This is a genomic window from uncultured Halomonas sp., assembly GCF_947501415.1.
In the GTDB taxonomy this organism is placed as follows: domain Bacteria; phylum Pseudomonadota; class Gammaproteobacteria; order Pseudomonadales; family Halomonadaceae; genus Halomonas.
Map to the genome: position 1 here is coordinate 20,922 of NZ_CANMVL010000010.1, position 18,768 is coordinate 39,689.

At 66.1% G+C, this 18,768-nt stretch carries 16 protein-coding genes; 12 read left to right on the plus strand and 4 right to left on the minus strand.

All coding sequences use genetic code 11. The annotated features are described in order from the left end of the window. Positions 1-5: 5 nt before the first annotated feature. From Q0894_RS07695 to Q0894_RS07710, 4 genes are all read left to right on the plus strand, one after another. Entirely contained in the window at positions 6-1,556 is a 1,551-nt protein-coding gene (locus Q0894_RS07695; RefSeq protein ID WP_299233279.1) for an FAD-binding oxidoreductase, read from the plus strand. 34 nt (positions 1,557-1,590) lie between these two features. After that, complete coding sequence (locus Q0894_RS07700; RefSeq protein WP_299233282.1) at positions 1,591-3,057, plus strand: aldehyde dehydrogenase family protein; 1,467 nt, start codon at positions 1,591-1,593, stop codon at positions 3,055-3,057. Positions 3,058-3,131: 74 nt separating this feature from the next. Then, the gene (locus tag Q0894_RS07705; protein WP_299233285.1) at positions 3,132-4,043 is read left to right on the plus strand and encodes a transporter; all 912 of its coding nucleotides are present in this window, start codon (positions 3,132-3,134) and stop codon (positions 4,041-4,043) included. Positions 4,044-4,161: 118 nt separating this feature from the next. Then, positions 4,162-5,253, plus strand: a complete 1,092-nt coding sequence (locus Q0894_RS07710; protein WP_299233287.1) for an NAD(P)-dependent alcohol dehydrogenase — start codon at positions 4,162-4,164, stop codon at positions 5,251-5,253. Positions 5,254-5,309: 56 nt separating this feature from the next. Here the strand turns inward: Q0894_RS07710 and Q0894_RS07715 are convergent, their stop codons facing one another. Then, the gene (locus Q0894_RS07715; protein WP_299233290.1) at positions 5,310-6,215 is read right to left on the minus strand and encodes a LysR family transcriptional regulator; all 906 of its coding nucleotides are present in this window, start codon (positions 6,213-6,215) and stop codon (positions 5,310-5,312) included. 155 nt (positions 6,216-6,370) lie between these two features. On the opposite strand from Q0894_RS07715, the gene salA reads away from it, so the two are divergent. Next, positions 6,371-7,690 (plus strand): salicylate 1-monooxygenase, encoded by a 1,320-nt coding sequence (gene salA, locus Q0894_RS07720; RefSeq protein ID WP_299233293.1) that lies wholly within the window; start codon positions 6,371-6,373, stop codon positions 7,688-7,690. 60 nt (positions 7,691-7,750) lie between these two features. Further along, on the plus strand, positions 7,751-8,926 hold the full coding sequence (locus Q0894_RS07725; RefSeq protein WP_299233296.1) for an ABC transporter substrate-binding protein: 1,176 nt from the start codon (positions 7,751-7,753) through the stop codon (positions 8,924-8,926). A gap of 101 nt (positions 8,927-9,027) precedes the next feature. Here the strand turns inward: Q0894_RS07725 and Q0894_RS07730 are convergent, their stop codons facing one another. After that, positions 9,028-9,498: a MarR family transcriptional regulator gene (locus Q0894_RS07730; RefSeq protein ID WP_299233299.1), complete on the minus strand. Its 471-nt coding sequence runs from the start codon at positions 9,496-9,498 to the stop codon at positions 9,028-9,030. Positions 9,499-9,748: 250 nt separating this feature from the next. Between Q0894_RS07730 and Q0894_RS07735 the strand changes: the two genes are divergently transcribed. The 5 genes from Q0894_RS07735 (at position 9,749) to Q0894_RS07755 (ending at position 15,390) form a co-directional block, all read left to right on the plus strand. Beyond that, entirely contained in the window at positions 9,749-11,641 is a 1,893-nt protein-coding gene (locus Q0894_RS07735; RefSeq protein WP_299233302.1) for an FAD-dependent monooxygenase, read from the plus strand. A 294-nt stretch (positions 11,642-11,935) separates the two neighbouring features. After that, a complete protein-coding gene (locus Q0894_RS07740; protein WP_299233305.1) occupies positions 11,936-12,967 on the plus strand; it encodes a TRAP transporter substrate-binding protein in 1,032 nt (343 codons plus the stop codon). A gap of 5 nt (positions 12,968-12,972) precedes the next feature. Further along, positions 12,973-13,500 carry a TRAP transporter small permease subunit gene (locus Q0894_RS07745; RefSeq protein ID WP_299233307.1) on the plus strand — a complete coding sequence of 176 codons (528 nt, stop codon included), beginning with the start codon at positions 12,973-12,975 and terminating at the stop codon, positions 13,498-13,500. Further along, positions 13,490-14,779, plus strand: coding sequence for a TRAP transporter large permease (locus tag Q0894_RS07750; RefSeq protein WP_299233310.1), 1,290 nt, complete (start codon positions 13,490-13,492; stop codon positions 14,777-14,779). Before Q0894_RS07745 ends, Q0894_RS07750 begins: the two co-directional genes overlap by 11 nt. Positions 14,780-14,946: 167 nt before the next feature. Beyond that, complete coding sequence (locus tag Q0894_RS07755) at positions 14,947-15,390, plus strand: hypothetical protein (RefSeq protein ID WP_299233313.1); 444 nt, start codon at positions 14,947-14,949, stop codon at positions 15,388-15,390. Positions 15,391-15,476: 86 nt separating this feature from the next. Here the strand turns inward: Q0894_RS07755 and Q0894_RS07760 are convergent, their stop codons facing one another. After that, a complete protein-coding gene (locus tag Q0894_RS07760; RefSeq protein WP_299233315.1) occupies positions 15,477-16,376 on the minus strand; it encodes a helix-turn-helix domain-containing protein in 900 nt (299 codons plus the stop codon). A 160-nt stretch (positions 16,377-16,536) separates the two neighbouring features. On the opposite strand from Q0894_RS07760, the gene pobA reads away from it, so the two are divergent. After that, on the plus strand, positions 16,537-17,721 hold the full coding sequence (pobA, locus tag Q0894_RS07765; RefSeq protein WP_299233317.1) for a 4-hydroxybenzoate 3-monooxygenase: 1,185 nt from the start codon (positions 16,537-16,539) through the stop codon (positions 17,719-17,721). 93 nt (positions 17,722-17,814) lie between these two features. Here the strand turns inward: pobA and Q0894_RS07770 are convergent, their stop codons facing one another. Continuing rightward, on the minus strand, positions 17,815-18,717 hold the full coding sequence (locus Q0894_RS07770) for a LysR family transcriptional regulator (protein ID WP_299233319.1): 903 nt from the start codon (positions 18,715-18,717) through the stop codon (positions 17,815-17,817). Positions 18,718-18,768: the final 51 nt, after the last annotated feature.

An 18,768-nucleotide genomic window follows, 5' to 3' on the forward strand; every position in this document is an offset into this window, starting at 1 on the left:
ATTCCATGAGCACCACACAGCGCATTCTTCCCAAGGGCGTGTCCGAGGCAGACTTCGATGCGGCCCTCGCCCGTTTCCGCGAGATCCTCGGGGCCGATAGCGTCCTGACCGAGAGCGACCAGCTGGCGGCCTACAGCAAGATCATGATGGCCGGCGATGACGCGGACTACATTCCCTCCGCGGCCCTGCTGCCGACCACCACCGAGCAGGTGCAGGAGATCGTGCGCACCTGCAACCAGTACAAAGTACCGATCTGGACCATCTCCACCGGCAAGAACCTGGGCTACGGCTCCGCCGCCCCGGGGGAGACCGGCCAGGTGATGCTCGATATGCACCGCATGAACCGCATCCTCGATGTGGACCCGGAGGTGTGCACGGCGCTGCTCGAGCCCGGGGTGACCTACCAGCAGCTCTACGACTACATCAAGGAGAACGACCTCAAGCTGTGGCTGGATCCGCCGGCCCCCTCGGCCATTGCCGGACCGGTGGGCAATACCCTGGACCGTGGCGTGGGCTACACCCCCTACGGCGAGCACTTCATGTTCCAGTGCGGCATGGAGGTGGTGCTGGCCAACGGCGAGGTGATTCGTACCGGCATGGGGGGCATCGAGAACTCCAGCTCCTGGCAGGTCTTCAAGTGGGGTTACGGTCCCTATATCGACGGCCTCTTCACCCAGTCGAACTACGGCATCGTCACCAAGATGGGTCTTTGGTTGATGCCGGAGCCGCCGGCCTATCGTCCCTTTATCATCCAGTACCAGGACCCCGAGGACATCGAGGAGATCGTCGATGTGCTGCGCCCGCTGCGCATCGCCCAGATCATCCCCAACGCCGTGGTGATCGTGCATACCCTGTGGGATGCGGGCACCCATGTAGTGCGCAAGGACTACTACGACGGCAGCGACTCCATCCCGCGGGAGGCCATCGAGCGCATCAAGGCCGACGAAGGCATCGGCGAGTGGAACGTCTATGCGGCCCTCTACGGCACCCCGGAACAGATCGAGGTCAACTGGAAGATCGTCGAGCAGGCCTTCGGCGCCAGCGGCAAGGCTAAGATCATGTACGGCGAGGAGGCCGAGAAGCGCGGCGGCGGCTTCGAGTATCGCTCGGCACTGATGAAGGGCGACATGAATCTTCAGGAGTTCGGCCTCTACAACTGGCGTGGGGGCGGTGGCTCCATGTGGTTCGCCCCGGTCTCCCAGGCCAAGGGCAGCGAGACCAAGGACCAGACCGAACTGGCCCAGCAGATCCTCGGCAAGTACGGCTTCGACTACGTCGCCGAGTACATCGTCGGCTGGCGCGACATGCACCACGTCATCGACCTGCTCTACAACCGTCAGGACCCGGAGGAGACGAAGCGCGCCCACGACTGTTTCGCCGAGCTGATCGACGAATTCGCCAAGCGTGGCTACGGCCTCTACCGCACCAATACCGAGTTCATGGAGCAGGTGGCCGGCACCTTCGGCGAACCGCTGCGCGAGGTGCACAAGACCCTGAAGAATGCCCTGGACCCCAACGGCATCCTGTCACCCGGTAAGTCGGGTATTCGTCAGTAACCCTGGCCCGCGAGTTTTCAGAGGAGAGTGAACCATGAGTACTGCATATCGCGATTTCCACCTCCAGCCGATTGCCGGCGAGTGGCGCGAGGGCTCAAGCGGACGCACCACCGCGGTGACCAACCCCTATGATGGCAGTGAGCTGCTGGATATCCGCCTGGCGGATCGCAGCGATCTGGATACCGCTTTCCTGGCGGCCGAGAAGGCCCAGGCCGCCTGGGCGGCGACCCCGCCCGCCGAGCGCAGCGCCCTGCTGCAGCGGGTGGTGGAGATCTTCGATGCCCGCAAGGAGGAGATCATCGACTGGCTGATCCGCGAGTCGGGCAGCACCCGGCTCAAGGCCAACGTCGAGTGGGGCGCGGCGCGCGGCATCACCCAGGAGGCCGCCAGCATGCCGGGCCGGGTGCATGGCATGACTCTGGCCTCCAACGTGCCGGGCAAGGAGAACCGCGTCTACCGCAAGCCGCTGGGCGTGGTGGGGGTGATCAGCCCCTGGAACTTCCCGCTGCACCTCTCGCAGCGCTCCATCGCCCCGGCGCTGGCGCTGGGCAACGCCGTGGTGGTCAAGCCGGCCAGCGACACCCCGGTCACCGGCGGCCTGCTGCTGGCCAGGATCTTCGAGGAGGCCGGGCTGCCCAAGGGGCTGCTCAGCGTGGTGGTGGGCGCCGGCAGCGAGATCGGCGACGCCTTCGTGGAGCACCGCGTGCCGCGGATGATCTCCTTTACCGGCTCGACCCCGGTGGGGCGGCGCATCGGCGGGATCTGCAGCGGCGGAGAGCATATCAAGAAGGTGGCGCTGGAGCTGGGCGGCAACAGCCCCTTCGTGGTGCTCGACGATGCCAATATCGACCAGGCTGTGAACGCCGCGGCCATGGGCAAGTTCCTCCACCAGGGTCAGATCTGCATGGCCATCAACCGCATCATCGTCGACGAGCGTCGCTACGACGACTTTGTCGCGCGTTTCGTGGAGAAGGTCAGGGGGCTACAGGTGGGCGACCCCGACGACATGGCCACGGTGGTCGGGCCGATCATCAATGCCAAGCAGCGCGAGGGCCTGGAAGCCAAGATCGCTACCGCCAGGCAGGAGGGGGCCACCGTGCTGCTGGAGGGCGAGGTCGACGGCCAGCTGGTGCCGCCCCATGTGTTCGGCGATGTCACCCCGGAGATGGAGATCAGCCGCGAGGAGATCTTCGGACCGCTGGTGGGCATCCAGAAGGCGCGCGACGAGGCGCATGCCCTGGAGCTCGCCAACTCGAGCGAGTATGGCCTCTCCAGCGCGGTCTTCACCGCCGACCTGGCCCGCGGGGCACGCTTCGCTCAGGGCATCAAGGCGGGCATGACCCATGTGAACGACATGCCGGTCAACGACGAGGCCCATGTGCCCTTCGGCGGCGAGAAGAACTCCGGCCTCGGCCGCTTCAATGGCGACTGGGCCATCGAGGAGTTCACCACCGACCACTGGGTCAGCGTGCAGCACACGCCGCGCGGCTATCCCTTCTGAGTCGAACCCCACGTCACGCCTGCCGCCCGCATCGCGCGGGCGGTGGGCCATGCCAACAACAGAGACAAGACGCCATGACACTGCAACACAGCTTCCGGCTGGCGGCCCTGCTGGGCACCACCCTCGTCGCCACGCCGGCACTCGCCGTCAACGGTCACTACGTGCCGGGCATCGAGGGGCTGAGCGCCGCCGCCGCGCCTCCCGCGGGCCTCTACTACCGGGCCTACCTGATGCGCTACGACATCGACAGCTTCCGTGATGCCGAGGGTGATGCCGCGCCGGGCAACAGCGGCTCGGTCAATGCCCTGGCGCATCGCTTCATCTGGATGACCGGCAAGACCTTTCTCGGGGCCGACTACGGTGTCGAGACCATCATCCCGATGCTCGATGTCGAGCTCGATTTGGAGACCCCGGCCGGCCGCCAGAGCTTCGACGACTACGGGGTCGGCGATGTGTTCGTCGGCCCGGTGATCCTGGGCTGGCACGGCGAGCAGTGGGACGCCACCTTCGCCGCTGGTCACTGGTTCGACACCGCCGACTTCGATGCCGACAACCCGGCCTCGGTGGGCAAGGGGTACGGCACCACCATGTTGACCCTGGGCGGCATGCGGCACCTCGATGCCGACAGGACCTGGAGCGTCTCGGCGCTGTCGCGCTACGAGATCAAGACCGAGCAGGACGACACCGGCATCACCCCGGGGGACAGCTGGCTGGTGGAGTGGGGCATCGGGCATCGTCTGGCCAACGGCCTGGAGCTCGGCCTGGTGGGCTACGACGCCTGGCAACTCGAGGCCGATGACGGCGCGGCGACCGACGCCAAGGCCGAGCGTCACGCCGTCGGTGCCGAGGCGGGCTACCTCTGGCCCACGGTCGGGGTGATGCTCAAGGGCGCCGTCTATCACGAGTACGATGCCGAAGGCGGTGGCCTCAAGGGCCTGGAGAGCGAGGGCGACGCCATCCGCCTGCAGTTGACCAAGTTCCTGTGAGCCTTCCCCGGCCGCCAACGGGTGGCGGCCGGTGGCATCACCGGAGCGCTACCAACCCCGCTCGACCATCGGCCGAGCTGGGACTTCGATGAAGGCCAGTCGATAAAGGAGAGTACCCATGCAGATTCAAGCGGCAGTGACTGCCGAACAGGGAAGCGACTTCGAGTGGCAATCGGTCGAACTGGCCGAGCCCGGCCTGGGCGAGGTCCGTGTGCGTATCGTGGCCACGGGGGTGTGCCACACCGACGCGGTGGCCCGGGACCTCGGCATCGCACCGTTCCCCATCGTGCTGGGCCACGAGGGTGCCGGGGTGGTGGAGGCCCTCGGCGAGGGGGTAAGCGGTCTCGAGGTGGGCGACCACGTGGTGCTGTCGTTTGCCCACTGCGGCGGCTGCGGCCACTGCCTGACTGGCCACCCCACCGTCTGCGATACCTTCAACGAGCTCAACTTCGGCGGCGCCATGGATGACGGCGGCCATCGCCTGGCCCGTGACGGCGAGGACCTGGCCACATTCTTCGGCCAGTCATCGTTCGCCAGTCACGCCGTGGTCAACGCCCGCAATGCGGTGAAGGTGGACTCCGAGGTGGACCTGGCGCTGCTCGGCCCGCTGGGCTGTGGCATCCAGACTGGCGCCGGCACGGTGCTCAATCGTCTCAAGCCCGAGTTCGGTTCCAGCCTGGTGGTCTATGGCTGTGGCGCGGTGGGGCTCTCCGCCATCATGGCGGCGCGCATCGCCGGCTGCCAGCAGATCATCGCAGTGGATGTGCATGAAAGCCGCCTCGCGCTGGCCCTCGAGCTGGGGGCGACCCATACGATCAACGGCCAGCGGGAGGAGACCGTCGAACGTGTACGGGAGATCACCGGTGGTGGCAGCCATTACGCGGTGGAGAGCACCGGGGTGCCGGCGGTGGTGCGCCAGTCGCTGAACGCGCTCAAGCCGCTGGGTGTCTCGGCGATCGTCGGCGTCACCCCCGAGGTGACCCTGGACGTGCACCACGACCTGATGGCCGAGGGCAAGTCGATGATCGGCGTGATCGAGGGCGACTCGGTGCCGCGGTTCTTCATCCCGCAGCTGGTGGCCTACCACAAGGCGGGGCGCTTCCCCTTCGATAGGCTGGTGAAGTTCTATGCGCCGGAGCAGATCAACGAGGCCTTCGAGGACTCGAAGAACGGTATCACCGTCAAGCCGGTGCTGAAGATCAGCGGCTGATTCCACGCCTGTGATCATCACGAGGCGGCATCTGCCCCGGCAGGTGCCGCCTCGTACTATTCGGAGAACATCGCGAAGAGCAGGCCGCGCAGCCAGCGGTTGCCGGCGTCGCGATGGTAGCGGCGGTGCCAGAACAGGTTGATGGGGATCTCGGGGAAGGGCAGGGGGTGCTCCTGCACCGCCAGGCCGAAGCGCTCCCGGGTCGCCTCGGCGAACTTGTCGGTCACCGTGACCACCAGGTCGCTCTCGCTGATGATGTAGGGCACCGCAGCGAAGTGGGGCAACTGCAGACGGATCGGGCGCTCGATGCCCGCGCGGCCGAGCCGCTCCTCGACGATGCCGTGTCCGGTGCCCTTCGCCACCACCACCGCGTGGGTGGCGGTCCTGAAATCGCTCATGTCGAATCCGCCCCCTGCCAGGGGGTGGTCACTCCGCATCAGGCAGACATAGCGCTGCACGAAGAGCCCCTGCTGGTAGAAGCCGGCACCCAGCTGGGGGATCAGGCCGACGGCCAGGTCGATCCGCCCCTCCTCCATCTCCCGTTTCAGGTCCTCGTTATGGCTGCGCACCGTGCTGAGCCGGACGCCGGGTGCCTCCCTGGCGAGGTGCTCCAGCAGCCGCGGCAGGAAGACGATCTCGCCGATATCGGTCATCGCCAGCTGGAAGGTGCGCTCGCTGGTGGCCGGGTCGAAGTCATCGCTCAGGTTGAGGGTCTCATGCAGCCTGGCCAGCGCCTCGGCGATGCCCGGGTGAAGCTGGTCTGCCCGCGGCGTCGGCGAAAGCCCCCTGGATGTGCGCTCGAAGAGCTCATCGTCGAGCAGCCGCCGCAGCCGCTTGAGCGCATGGCTGACGGCGGGCTGGGTCACGCCGAGGTATTCGGCAACCCGCTGAGTGCTGCCCTCACGGTAGAGCAGGTCGAACACCACCAGCAGGTTTACGTCGATATCCGTCAGCCGCAGCATGCCTTGTCTCGCTTAGTTGACTGTCTTAAAAGCAATATTACTTTCATTTATTTGAACTATGAAAGTGGCTGCGTTGTGTGAATACCGAAGTGGCTCTAGCCTGCGTCCATCACCCGATGCCATGACAAGAACAGCACCCTGACGGAGAGCACCACATGCCCCATCACAAGACCGCGTCCCCCAGCGATTCCCGCCTGTCCATCGCCATCATCGGTGGCGGCATCGGCGGCGTGGCCTTCGCCGTGGCCCTGTCTCGCTTCTCCGACCTCGACGTGCAGCTCTTCGAGGCGGCGCCCCAGTTTTCCGAGATCGGCGCCGGCGTCTCCTTCGGCCCCAACGCCGTGCGCGCCATCCAGCGGCTCGGCCTGGAGGCGGCCTATCGGCGCATCGCCGACGCCTCCCCGGCGCCCTTCGAGGACGTCTGGTTCGAGTGGCGCCGCGGCCGCGACGATGGCTACCTGACCGCCACCCTGGCGCCCGGCTGCGGGCAGTCCTCGGTGCATCGGGCGGACTTCCTGGATGCCATCGTCGCCCATCTCCCCGAGGGGATCGCGCATTTCGGCAAGCGCTGCGTCGAGGTCACCCAGCAGGGGGAGGGCGCCACCGCCCACTTCGCCGACGGCTCCTCCTTCACCGCCGATATCGTGATCGGCTTCGACGGCATCAAGTCGGCGGTACGCGCCAACGTGCTGCCCGTCGAGACCCATGGCGAGATCGCCCCCTTCTGGAGCGGCACCTATGCCTATCGCGGCATGATCCCCACCGCCCAGCTGGAAGAGGCCCTGGAAGCCAGGGGCGCCGACCGGCGCCTGGCCCTGGTGCCCCAGATGTATCTGGGCACCGATCGCCATATCCTGACCTTCCCGGTCAAGCAGTCGGAGCTGATCAACGTGGTGGCCTTCATCACCGACCGCTCCACCGCCGAGCCGAAGCTGCCCGAGGGGGAGGAGTGGGTCCAGGCCGTCACACAGCAGGAGATGCTGGATGTCTTCACCGACTGGGGAGCGGCGTCCCGGGCGATCCTCGAAAGCATCCCCGAACCGACCCGCTGGGCGCTGCACGAGTTGCCTGAACTGCCCCGCTACCACCGCGACCGGGTGCTGCTCGTCGGTGATGCCGCCCATGCGCTGGTGCCCCACCAGGGCGCCGGTGCCGGCCAGGCGCTGGAAGACGCCCATGTGCTGGCCAGCCTGCTGGGGGACGAGGGTTGCACCCGGGAGAGCGTCGAACAGGTGCTGGCGGCCTTCGAGGCGGTTCGTCATGGGCGCACCTGCCGGGTACAGCGCACCTCCCACGAGGCGGGGAACGTCTACGAGTATGCCGGCGAGGGCATCGGCGACGACGAGGCGAAGCTGATCGAGAACCTCGAGACCCGCTTCGACTGGCTGTGGAACCACGACCCCGAGGATGACGTGACCGAGGCGCGTCGCCGGCTGGGCTGGCAGCAACGGGTGGGGGTGGCACAGGAAGCCTGAGTGATAAGAAAAGAGCGTGCTGCTACGACGCCAACAACATGTCCCTGAGATGAGAGTGTCATGACGAAATCGAAGAACAAGATCCTGATGTCGCTGCTGGGGGCTGGCCTGCTGCTGAACGGCCAGGCCGCCATGGCCGAGGAGCGCACACCGTTCAAGCTGGGCCTGATGCTTCCCTACACCGGTACCTACGCCGCGCTGGGCGAGGCCATCACCAATGGCCTGAAGCTGGCTGTCGATCAACAAGGTGGTCAACTCGGGGGGCGTGACGTCGAGTATGTCGAGCTCGATTCCGAGGCCAACCCTTCCAAGGCGCCCCAGAACATGAGTCGCCTGGTCAAGGGCGATGGTGTCGACGTCGTCATCGGCCCGGTGCACTCCGGCGTCGCCATGGGCATGCTGCGGGTCGCCAAGCAGACCGGCGCCATCACTATCATCCCCAACGCCGGGCTAGAGGCGGCCACCAACCAGCTGTGCATGCCCAACGTCTTCCGAACCTCACACAACATGTGGCAGGACAGCTATCCCATGGGCAAGGTGGCCTTCGATCGTGGCCATCGTCGGGTGGTGACCATCACCTGGGACTATGCCGGGGGAAAGGAGGACCTGGCCGCCTTCGAGAACGCCTTCACCGAGCAGGGCGGCGAGATCGTTGAGCAGATCCTGGTGCCCTTCCCGAGCACCGAATTCCAGAGCTACCTGACGCAGATCGCCAGCCTCAAGCCGGACGCCGTCTATACCTTCTTCGCCGGGGGCGGCGGGGTGAGCTTCGTGCGCGACTATTCTGCCGCGGGCCTCAAGGAGAGCATCCCGCTGTTGGGCTCGGGCTTCCTGACCGAGGGCAATCTCGCGGCACTCGGTGACGCCGGTGAAGGGGTGCTGACCACCCTGCACTATGCCGAGACCCTGGAAAGCGAGGAGAATCGGGCCTTCGTCTCGGCCTATGAGGCGGCTTATGGCGAAACGCCCGACGCCTATGCGGTACATGGCTTCGATACCGGCGCCATGCTGGCTCAGGCACTCGAGGCGGTGGGTGGCGACACCGCGGACCGCGATGCCCTGATCGATGCCTTGGCCGTGGTAGAACTGCAGAGCCCCCGTGGCCCGCTGCGCTTCTCCGATTCGCATCACCCGATACAGAATATCTACCTGCGCGAGATCCGTGACGGCCGCCACGCGGTAGTGGAGGTCGCCCACGAAGGGCTCGAGGCGCCGGATGCCGACTGCCGGATGTGACCGGCCGGCGGACTCAGCATGCTGAAGCGGCGGGCCCTCGGGCCCGCCGCTTCATGATGCATTGACGCTGCTCGGCAGCGGCCGCCGCGGTGGTGGCGGAGTCAGCCCGCCTGGCGCACCGGCACGCGGCTCAGGTGGTTGTTCTCGTCGGCCAGTCGCCGCAGCAGTCGACACAGGATCTCGCGTTCGTCACTTTCGAGCGGGGCCAGGATGGCTTCCTGCACCTCGTCCACGGCCGGCGCGGCAGCATGGCGTAGCCGTACGCCGTCCTCGGTCAGGGTCACCAGCATGGCGCGCCGGTCCGCGGGGTTACGCTGCCGGGTGACCAGGCCGCGCTCCTCTAGCTTGCGCACCACCACGGCCACGGTATTGCGGTCCAGCGCCGTATGGCCGCCGAGGGTGATCTGATCGACCGGCCCCTTCTCCTCGAGGGCGCAGAGGAGGATGTACTGCAGCTGGGTCAGATCATGGGCCTCGCACTTGCGCAGGAAGATCGCGACGCTGATCTGGTGGCAGCGCCTGAGCAGGTTGCCGGGAAACTGACTGGCTTCTGAGAAAGGGGCTGCGGTCATGGTCTGGGTCTTTTCAAGGAGGTAAGGAAGCTGGCCGGCCGGGCGTTACAGTATCCGATGGACCGCCAGGCTGGCGCTAACTTAGCAGACTGCGCGACTCGGGGCGCCCGGCCTTGGCGGAAAGTCGTATTGTTCGTCGCGATATTAATCACAATACTGATTAATATCGCCGTGGCGAATTGCCACAGTAGACACATCCGACCCCCTGATGGACCCCAACAACGACCCGTGACAAACGGGATGGAGCAAAATGATGCAGTACTTCCTCGACGGTTACCGCAGCGGCGACCCACGGATCCAACCCCTGGCCGAAGGACGCAGCGACCCGCAGGGGCCGCTGCCGGAAGAGGTGGATGTGCTGATCGTCGGTACCGGCCCGGCGGGGCTCTTGCTGGCGGCCCAATTGTCGACCTTCCCGGAGATCGTCACCCGCGTGGTGGAGAAGGCCGACGGGCCGCTGGAAGTGGGGCGCGCCGACGGCATCGCCTGCCGCACCGTGGAGATGTTCGAGGCCTTCGGCCTGTCCGAGAAGCTGACCACCGAGGCCTACTGGATCAACGAGACCCACTTCTGGGGACCGGCCCCCGGTGACAAGTCGCGGATCACCCGCCACGGCCGCGTCCAGGACGTGCGTGACGGCCTCTCCGAGTTCCCCCATGTGATCGTCAACCAGGCCCGCCTGCTCGACTTCCTGCTGGAGTACATGCACGACTCCCCCAGCCGCCTGGGGGTCGACTATGGCCACGAGACCCTCGAGGTGAAGGTCCCCGAGAATCCTGACGAGCGCGTCACGGTGCGGCTCAATACCCCGGAGGGCGAGAAGAGCGTTCGTGCGAAGTACGTGGTCGGCTGCGACGGCGCGCACAGCGTGGTGCGCGACTCCATCGGCCGGGTGCCCCAGGGCCACGGCGAGGACAAGGCGTGGGGCGTGATGGACGTGCTGGCGGTGACCGACTTCCCGGACATCCGCTTCAAGTGCACCATCCAGTCCGCCGAGGCGGGCAATATCCTGCTGATCCCCCGCGAGGGCGGCTACATGGTCCGGCTCTACGTCGACATGGGCAACATCGCTCCGGACGCCTGGCTGACCAAGGAGGAGGTGCTGGCCAAGGCCCAGGCGGTGCTGGCGCCTTACACCTTCGAGGTGAAGGAGACCGCCTGGTTCTCCGTCTACCGCGTCGGCCACCGGGTCACCGACAAGTTCGACGACGTCGATGACGATCAGGTGGAGAGCCGCACCCCGCGGGTCTTCATCGCCGGCGATGCCTGCCACACCCACACCGCCAAGGCCGGTCAGGGCATGAACGTGTCGATGCAGGACACCTTCAACCTGGGCTGGAAGCTGATCTCGGTGCTCGAGGGGCGTAGCCCGGCGAGCCTGCTGCACACCTACAACGCCGAGCGGCACGTCATCGCCGAGAACCTGATCGCGATGGATACCCGCTGGTCGCGGGCGATCGGCGCCGCCCAGGACTCCGACGACCCCGAGGCCGCGATGAAGGGGCTGGCCGAGGTGCAGCGCCAGTTCGTTACCAACAGCGAGTTCACTGCGGGGTTCGCCACCCACTACGCGCCGGACCTGCTGACCGGCGACGACACCCACCTGCACCTGGCCACCGGCTTCCCGCCGGGGCGCCGCTTCCACTCCGCCGAGGTGATCCGGCTCGGCGATGCCAAGCAGGTCCACCTGGGGCATGTCCATCGCGCCGACGGTCGCTGGCGGCTCTACGCCTTCGCCGACATGGTCGATCCGCGCAGTCCGGGTTCGCGGTTCAATGCCCTGATGGACTACCTGGCCAGCGACGCCTCACCGATCCGCCGCTTCACCCCGCAAGGGGCCGACCCGGACGCGATCTTCGACGTCCATGGCATCATCCAGCAGTCGCACCTCGAGGTGGACTGGGTCGACATGCACGATGTTCTCAAGCCGCACAAGGGAGCCCTCGGCCTGCAGGACTACCAGAAGGCCCACGCGCCGGTGCTGGGGACGGATGAGGACATCTTCGACCTGCGCGGCATCGACCGCGGCGCCGGCGCGCTGGTGGTGGTGCGCCCCGACCAGTACGTCTCCCTGGTACTGCCGCTGGATGGGTTCGACGAACTCGATGCGTTCTTCTCCGCCTTCATGGTGGAGCCGAGCTGAGCCGCTCCCCCCGGCATTGCCGGGGGCGACTCGGGCAACTGGACCCACGACGCCTCGACAGGATTATTCGAATCGTCCAACTTTACTGGCGGTTTGTCCTGATCGAGGCGTTTTCGGTTGCCCGGGCGTGGCAGAATCTTGAGCAGGCGCCCTATCCTAGACCAAGGTCCATTTTTCAGGGCCAGGCGGGTAGGGTAGCTTGCCTATATCCCGAACGTGTATTCGGGATGCGAACTTTCGATAAGTCCATACAGCGATCGATAAGTCCATACAACAATGCCCCGGAGGACTCCCATGAAACGCGTCCTGACACGTTGCCTTCTGACCGCGTCCATCGCCGGCCTGACCGCCGCTTCCGCCGCCCAGGCCTCCACCACCCTGCGCATGGCGCACTTCTGGCCCGGCGCATCGGGGGTCAACCAGGATATCTTCGAGGAGTGGGCGGCCACCCTGGAGGAGGAGTCCGGCGGTGAGCTCAAGGTGGAGATGTTCCCCTCCGGCACCCTGGCCAAGCCGGACTCCCTCTACGAGGCGGCGGCCAACGGCATCGCCGATATCGGCGCCACCGCCCAGGGCTATACCGCCGGGCGTTTCCCGCTCTCGCAGATCGTCGAGCTGCCCGGGGTGGCCACCACGGCGACCCAGGGCGCCTGCGTGCTGCAGACCCTGTATGACGAAGGGCACCTGGGGAGCGAGTACGAGGATACCCGGCCGCTGTTCTTCTTCACCACCGGGCCGGGCGGCATCCACACCATCGATACCGATGTGCAGGTGCCGTCGGACCTCGAGGGGCTGCGTATCCGCCGGCCCACGGCGGTGGCGGGGGAAATGCTGGAGAACATGGGGGCAAGCCCCGTGGGCATGCCGGCGCCGGACATCTACACCTCCATGCAGCGCGGCGTGATCGACGGCCTGAGCTTCCCCTGGGAGGGGCTGAAGGGCTTCCGCATCAACGAGCTGGTCAGCTACCACACCGAGGTGCCCTTCTATACGCTGATCTTCGTGGCCACCATGAACCAGCGCACCTATGACGGCCTGAGCCCCGAGCAGCAGGCGGTGATCGACGCCAACTCCGGCATGCAGTGGGCCGAGAACGCCGGCGTGGTCTTCGACCGCCTCGACGTGGAAGGCAAGCAGGAGGCCAGGGACGCCGGTCACACCATCCGCGAGATCGAGAACCCCCTGGAGCACCCGGACTGGCAGAAGCCGCTCCAGGATGGCATCGACAGCTACCTGGCCGAACTCGAGGAGCGTGGCCTGCCGGGGCGTGGGGTCTACGAGGCGGCGCTCGCCGCCAGCGCGTCCTGCGCCGCCGATCAGGAGTAAGGGGCGTGCAGTTCACTCTGGAAAGGGCCAGCCACTGGCTGGCCCTTGTCTGTCGTATCGTGGCCGGCCTCGCCCTGGTGGCACTGCTGGGCGTGACCATCGCCGATGTCGTCACCCGCTATCTCTACCGGATCACCGAGGGGGCTATCGCCCTACGTGTCTCCGGCAGCGTGGAGCTGGTCAGCTACCTGATGCTCTGTTCCCTGCTGGCTGCCATGGCGGCCAACGTCGAGAAGAGTCAGGTAGTGGTGGAGGCCTTCTCCCATGGACTCTCACCCAACCTCAAGAACCGCCTGCACGGCGTCTATCTGCTGGGCTTTGCGGCCCTGGGGCTGGTGCTGTTCCTGGGGCTGCTGGACTCTGCCTCCGCCGCCGCACGGCATGGCGAGGTGACCCAGGACCTGCGGATGCCCATGGGGCCCATCTATTACGCCGCCGCCGTGCTCAGCCTGCTGCTGGGGCTGCGCAGCCTGCTGCATGCCGTGCTGAGTGCCGTCTTCGCTGCCGATCAGGAGGCCGCCCATGGGGAGTGAGATGATCGGGGCCATCGGCCTGGGCGCACTGCTGCTGCTGATGGTGCTGCGGGTGCCGGTAGCGCTGGCCATGCTGGTCGTCGGGGTGGTGGGTTTTGCCCAGGTGATCAGCTGGGGAGCGGCAATCGCCCAGCTAAAGACCGTGCCGGTGGAGGTGCTCTCCAACTACAGCTTCAGCGCCGTGCCGATGTTCATCCTGATGGGGGTGCTGGCGGCCCACTCCGGCATGGCCGGCAAGCTGTTCCACTCCACCCGGGTAATCTGCGGCGGCTGGAAGGGTGGCCTGGCCATTGCCGCGGTGGGCTCCTGCGGGATCTTCTCGGCGATCTCCGGCTCGTCGCTGGCCACTGCCAGCACCATGACCCGGGTCGCCCTGCCGGAGATGGAACGCTACGGCTACAACCGGGGTCTGGCCACCGGCGCACTGGCCGCCGGCGGCACCCTGGGGATCATGATCCCGCCCTCCATCGCGCTGCTGATCTATGCCATCCTTACCGAGCAGTCGGTGGGGGACATGTTCATGGCCGGCCTGGTGCCCGGCCTGCTGGGCCTGGTGATGTATGCGCTGACGGTCAGCGCGGTGATGCGCGTGAAGCCCTCGCTTGCCGTGGCCGGCGAGCCCACGGCATGGAAGCAGAAGCTGGCCTCGCTCTCGGGGCTGGTCCCGTTCTTCGCGGTATTTCTGGTGATGATCCTGGGGATCTATTTCGGCGCCTTCACCCCTACCGAGGGGGCCAGCGTCGGTGCCTTCGCCACCCTGCTCTACGCCCTGGCCAAGGGCATGCGCGGGGCCGAGCTATGGCGCAGCGTGCAGGAGACCCTGGCGCTTTCCAGCGTGGTGTTCTTCATGCTGGTGGGGGCCGAGACCCTGGGTTACTTCATCTCGGTGTCGCGGATCTCCTTCTCCATCACCGACGTCCTCTACGGCATGGAGCTGTCGCCCATGGTGGTGGTGCTCTGCATCCTTGCGCTCTACTTCGTGCTGGGGATGTTCATGGACGCCATCGCCATGCTGGTGATCACGGTGCCGGTGGTGTTCCCGATCATCCAGGCGCTGGGCATCGATCCGGTGTGGTTCGGCATCATCACCGTGCTGACCGTGGAGCTGGGCCTGATCACGCCACCGGTGGGGATGAACGTCTTCGTGATCAAGGCGATGGCGCCCCATGTGGGGCTTGGCGAGATCTTCAAGGGGGTGGCGCCCTTCATCGTCTCGGACTTCCTGCGCCTGGCGCTGCTGATCGCCTTCCCGGTGCTCACCACCCTGTTCCTTCTCTAACTGCCGGGAGCCTCACGGCCGCCGGGTCGCGGGGTATGGCATAACCTGGAAGTTATAGGAGTGTGTGAAATCCTCATTTGGCAATCGGCCCGTGCCGTACCATCCTGCAGACAGTGAAACTCGCTTGGTGGCCGGCACTGCCGGTACGACCGACCCGGAGGTGTGACATGAACGACAAGCAGATCGAGTGTCAGGGCTGGCTGGCACGGCTCGAGGAGCGCCTCTTCGAGGCGAGCATGCCCCAGGTGGTGCAGGGCATGCGCCACGAGGCCAACGTCGACTTCCGGGAGCTGGTGCGTGACCTGAATGCGCCGATGGCGCCGGCTTTCGAGCGTGAGGTGTCGCGGACCCTGAATCGCGGAGCCGAGCGCGACCTGATTCCCGCCGAGACCCTGATGCCCGAGATGATGGTGCGCTTCGGCCTCTCTCCCGACGACTATGGTCCTGAGCAGGCAACGCAGTTCGGCGAGCTGCAGACGGTCTGCAACCGTTGTCCCGTGGTCGGTCGCTGCTGGAAGGCGATGCGTGCCGGCGAGACTCGGGAGACATGCCGCGGGTTCTGCCCCAACGCCCAGGCATTTGACAGCAAGTCCCTGCAAGCGACCGGCTGAGTCAATGACACCAGCAAGAAGCGCCCCCGCAAGTCATGGCTTGCGGGGGCGCTGTCGTTTCAGGGCACCTGTCTCAGGACACGGTGTCATGACGATGCGTCGGGCTGGCGGCGGCGAAAGTCCCGCGGGGCGAGGCCGGTCAAGCGCTTGAAAAAGCGCGTGAAGTAGGCGGGTTCCGAGAACCCCAGGCTGTCGGCCACCTGGCCGACGGTCATGTTGGTGTAGGTGAGCTGTCGCTTGGCCTCCAGCAGCAGGCGCTCATGCAGCAACTGCAGGGCGCTGCGGTTGGCAAGGCGTCGGCACAGCAGGTTGAGGTGGGCGCTGGTCATGCCCAGCTGCTCGGCGAACCTCTCGATGCTGGGTTGCTGACGAAACTGCTTCTCTATCAGGGCCTGGTAGTTCTGCAGATGGGTCAGTCCGCGGTCCTGAGGATGCGGGAGTTTCGTGTTACCGGCGGTGATTCGCCTGTCGGCGAGGCGGGAGATCTCGATAAACAGCGCCTCGGTGAACGCTTCCAGGATGCGTTCGCGGCCGGGGGCGGGGGCTCGATACTCATCTCCCAGCTGGTCCACCAGGGTCGCGATGCGCCGGGCGGGTCGGGCTGCCTCGAGAGGGTAGGCGGTAGCCAGTGACATCGCGCCGGCCTGAGTACCCAGGCGCTCCTCCAGCCGTTCGGCCAGGGGGCTTGCCAGGGTGATGATATGGCCCTGGGTATCCGGCGAGAAGTGGAAGCCATGGATGCTCATGGCCGGTACCACGATAACCAGCGGGGCCTCATGGGAGCGGTGGCTCCCCTCCAGCTCCAGGCTGACGCGGCCGGCAGAGAGGTGGAGAAGGTGCAGCAGGTCGGTATGGCGATGCGGGTGGATCTTCCAGTCGTGCAGCCGGCTGCGCTCGGGGATCGACTCCCAGTGGAGCAGGTCCGGCGTCGGCCAGTGGCGCGTCTCGCCATACAGCTTGAAGACCGGGACGGCATTGGTGGACATGGAGGTCTCCGGCGGTTCGTTTCGACTAAGGTCGGTAGGTGATGTTGGGATTATCCAGGTAACACTGCCAATATTGCCTTATATGGGCGAGGGTTTCAGTGAAAAATACAATCCACATAGCGAACAGATGTTCACCACTGCCTGACAACGGAGTCTCCCCATGAAGACACAGGTCGCGATCATCGGTGCCGGCCCCTCTGGCCTGCTGCTGGGCCAGTTGCTCAACCGACAGGGCATCGACAACATCATCCTCGAGCGCAAGTCCGGCGAGTACGTGCTGAGCCGCATTCGTGCCGGTGTGCTGGAGCAGGGCATGGTCGACCTGCTGCGCGAGGCGGGTGTCGACAAGCGCATGGACGAGGAGGGCGAGGTCCATGACGGCGTGGAGCTGGCGCTGGACAAACGGCGCGTGCGCGTCGACCTGGCCGGGCTGACCGGCGGCAAGACCGTGATGGTCTATGGCCAGACCGAGGTGACCCGTGACCTGATGGAGGCGCGAGAGGCGACCGGCGGCACCACGATCTATGAGGCCGACAACGTCCAGCCCCACGACCTGGAGAGCGACAGTCCCTACATCACCTTCGAGAAGGATGGCGAGACCCATCGCCTCGACTGCGACTACGTCGCCGGCTGCGACGGCTTCCACGGGATCTCGCGAAAGTCGATTCCCGAGGGGCGCATCAAGGAGTTCGAGAAGGTCTATCCCTTCGGCTGGCTGGGCCTGCTCTCCGATACCCCGCCGGTGGCCGAGGAGCTGATCTATGCCCGCCACGAGCGCGGCTTCGCCCTGTGCAGCATGCGTTCCTCGACCCGTAGCCGCTACTACATCCAGGTGGGCCTGGACGAGAAGGTCGAAGACTGGTCCGACGAGCGCTTCTGGGAGGAGCTCAAGCGCCGGATTCCCGATGACGTGGCCGACAAGCTGGTCACCGGTCCATCACTCGAGAAGAGCATCGCGCCGTTGCGCAGCTTCGTGGTGGAGCCGATGCAGTACGGTCGCCTCTTCCTGGTCGGCGATGCCGCCCATATCGTGCCGCCCACCGGTGCCAAGGGGCTCAACCTGGCGGCCAGTGACGTCAACACCCTCTACCGACTGATGGTCAAGGTCTATCAGGAGGGGCGCACCGACCTGATCCCCAACTACTCCGAGACCTGCCTCAAGCGGATCTGGAAGGCCGAGCGCTTCTCCTGGTGGATGACCTCCATGCTGCACAAGTTCTCCGAGGAGGAGGACTTCAATACCCGCATGCAGCAGGCCGAACTGGACTACGTGACCGGCTCCGAGGCGGGGCTGACCACCATCGCCGAGAACTACGTGGGCCTGCCCTACGAGTCCCTCGAGTGACGTAAACGCTTCTCCGCATCACGACGAGACCCGGGCCCGCATGGCCCGGGTCTTGTCGTGGGTGGGCACCGGCGGACGGCATCTTCCGGCGTTTCAGGGGTAGCGGCCGCGGCGGCGGTTCTCCACCAGTACCTCGAGAATGCGGAAGGCCTCCTCCATGACCGGGGAGGGCGCCTCGCCGCGGCGGCGGCTGCAGATCACCGCTGAGGTGAGGCTTGGATCGGCCAGGTAGACGTAGGAGATGCCGTCGCGCTGGACGCGCCGGACCTGCTCCGGCACCAGGGTGATGCCCACCTCCGAGGCGACCAGCCCCAGCGCCGTCTGCAGTTCGTTGGCCTCCTGCACCACCTCCACCTTGAGCGCCTTGCGGCGGAACAGGCCCAGCACCATGTCGGCCATGCTCGGCCGTGGCTTGGCGGGAAACAGGATCAGCGGGTAGCGGGCCAGCTCCTCGAGGGTCGGGGTGGTGCCCTCCAGCGGGTGGCCGCTGGGCAGGGCGGCGATCAGCGGCTCGTCGAACAGCACCTCCTGCTCCACGTCCGGGTCGTCGATGCGCAGGCGGCCAAAGCCCAGGTCGATGCGCCCCGCCTTCAGCGCCTGGATCTGCTGCACCGTGGTCAGCTCGGCCAGGGTCAACTCCACATCATCCTTTTGTCGTAAATCGCGCACGAGCAGGGGCAGCTGTCCGTAGAACACCGAGGGTACGAAGCCGATGCCGAACATGATGCGCTTGCTTCGGGCCATGCGTCGCGTGGACTCCAGGGTGGCGTCTACCTTCTCGAGTATCTGGATGGCGTGCTGCCGGAAGAACTGGCCTGTGGGGGTCAGGCGCAGGCCGCGGGAGCCCCGTTCGAACAACTCGGCGCCCACTTCATTCTCTAACTTCTTGATCTGCCTGGATAAAGGTGGTTGTGACATGTGCAGGCGCTCGGCGGCGCAGGTCAGGTTCAGCTCTTCCGCGACCACACAGAAGTACCTGAGATGGCGCAATTCCATGATACCTCCTGGGTATGGCAGGGCACCCAAACAATATTGGTTCGGTCTTCC

Excerpts from the sequence above, each read along its gene's own strand:
- Q0894_RS07725 (WP_299233296.1), top strand. The coding sequence starts at position 7,751 with ATGACGAAATCGAAGAACAAGATCCTGATGTCGCTGCTGGGGGCTGGC.
- Q0894_RS07730 (WP_299233299.1), bottom strand. The coding sequence starts at position 9,498 with ATGACCGCAGCCCCTTTCTCAGAAGCCAGTCAGTTTCCCGGCAACCTG.
- Q0894_RS07750 (WP_299233310.1), top strand. The coding sequence starts at position 13,490 with ATGGGGAGTGAGATGATCGGGGCCATCGGCCTGGGCGCACTGCTGCTG.
- salA (WP_299233293.1), top strand. The coding sequence starts at position 6,371 with ATGCCCCATCACAAGACCGCGTCCCCCAGCGATTCCCGCCTGTCCATC.
- Q0894_RS07735 (WP_299233302.1), top strand. The coding sequence starts at position 9,749 with ATGATGCAGTACTTCCTCGACGGTTACCGCAGCGGCGACCCACGGATC.
- Q0894_RS07770 (WP_299233319.1), bottom strand. The coding sequence starts at position 18,717 with ATGGAATTGCGCCATCTCAGGTACTTCTGTGTGGTCGCGGAAGAGCTG.
- Q0894_RS07715 (WP_299233290.1), bottom strand. The coding sequence starts at position 6,215 with ATGCTGCGGCTGACGGATATCGACGTAAACCTGCTGGTGGTGTTCGAC.
- Q0894_RS07700 (WP_299233282.1), top strand. The coding sequence starts at position 1,591 with ATGAGTACTGCATATCGCGATTTCCACCTCCAGCCGATTGCCGGCGAG.
- Q0894_RS07755 (WP_299233313.1), top strand. The coding sequence starts at position 14,947 with ATGAACGACAAGCAGATCGAGTGTCAGGGCTGGCTGGCACGGCTCGAG.
- Q0894_RS07710 (WP_299233287.1), top strand. The coding sequence starts at position 4,162 with ATGCAGATTCAAGCGGCAGTGACTGCCGAACAGGGAAGCGACTTCGAG.
- Q0894_RS07740 (WP_299233305.1), top strand. The coding sequence starts at position 11,936 with ATGAAACGCGTCCTGACACGTTGCCTTCTGACCGCGTCCATCGCCGGC.
- Q0894_RS07695 (WP_299233279.1), top strand. The coding sequence starts at position 6 with ATGAGCACCACACAGCGCATTCTTCCCAAGGGCGTGTCCGAGGCAGAC.
- Q0894_RS07705 (WP_299233285.1), top strand. The coding sequence starts at position 3,132 with ATGACACTGCAACACAGCTTCCGGCTGGCGGCCCTGCTGGGCACCACC.
- pobA (WP_299233317.1), top strand. The coding sequence starts at position 16,537 with ATGAAGACACAGGTCGCGATCATCGGTGCCGGCCCCTCTGGCCTGCTG.
- Q0894_RS07760 (WP_299233315.1), bottom strand. The coding sequence starts at position 16,376 with ATGTCCACCAATGCCGTCCCGGTCTTCAAGCTGTATGGCGAGACGCGC.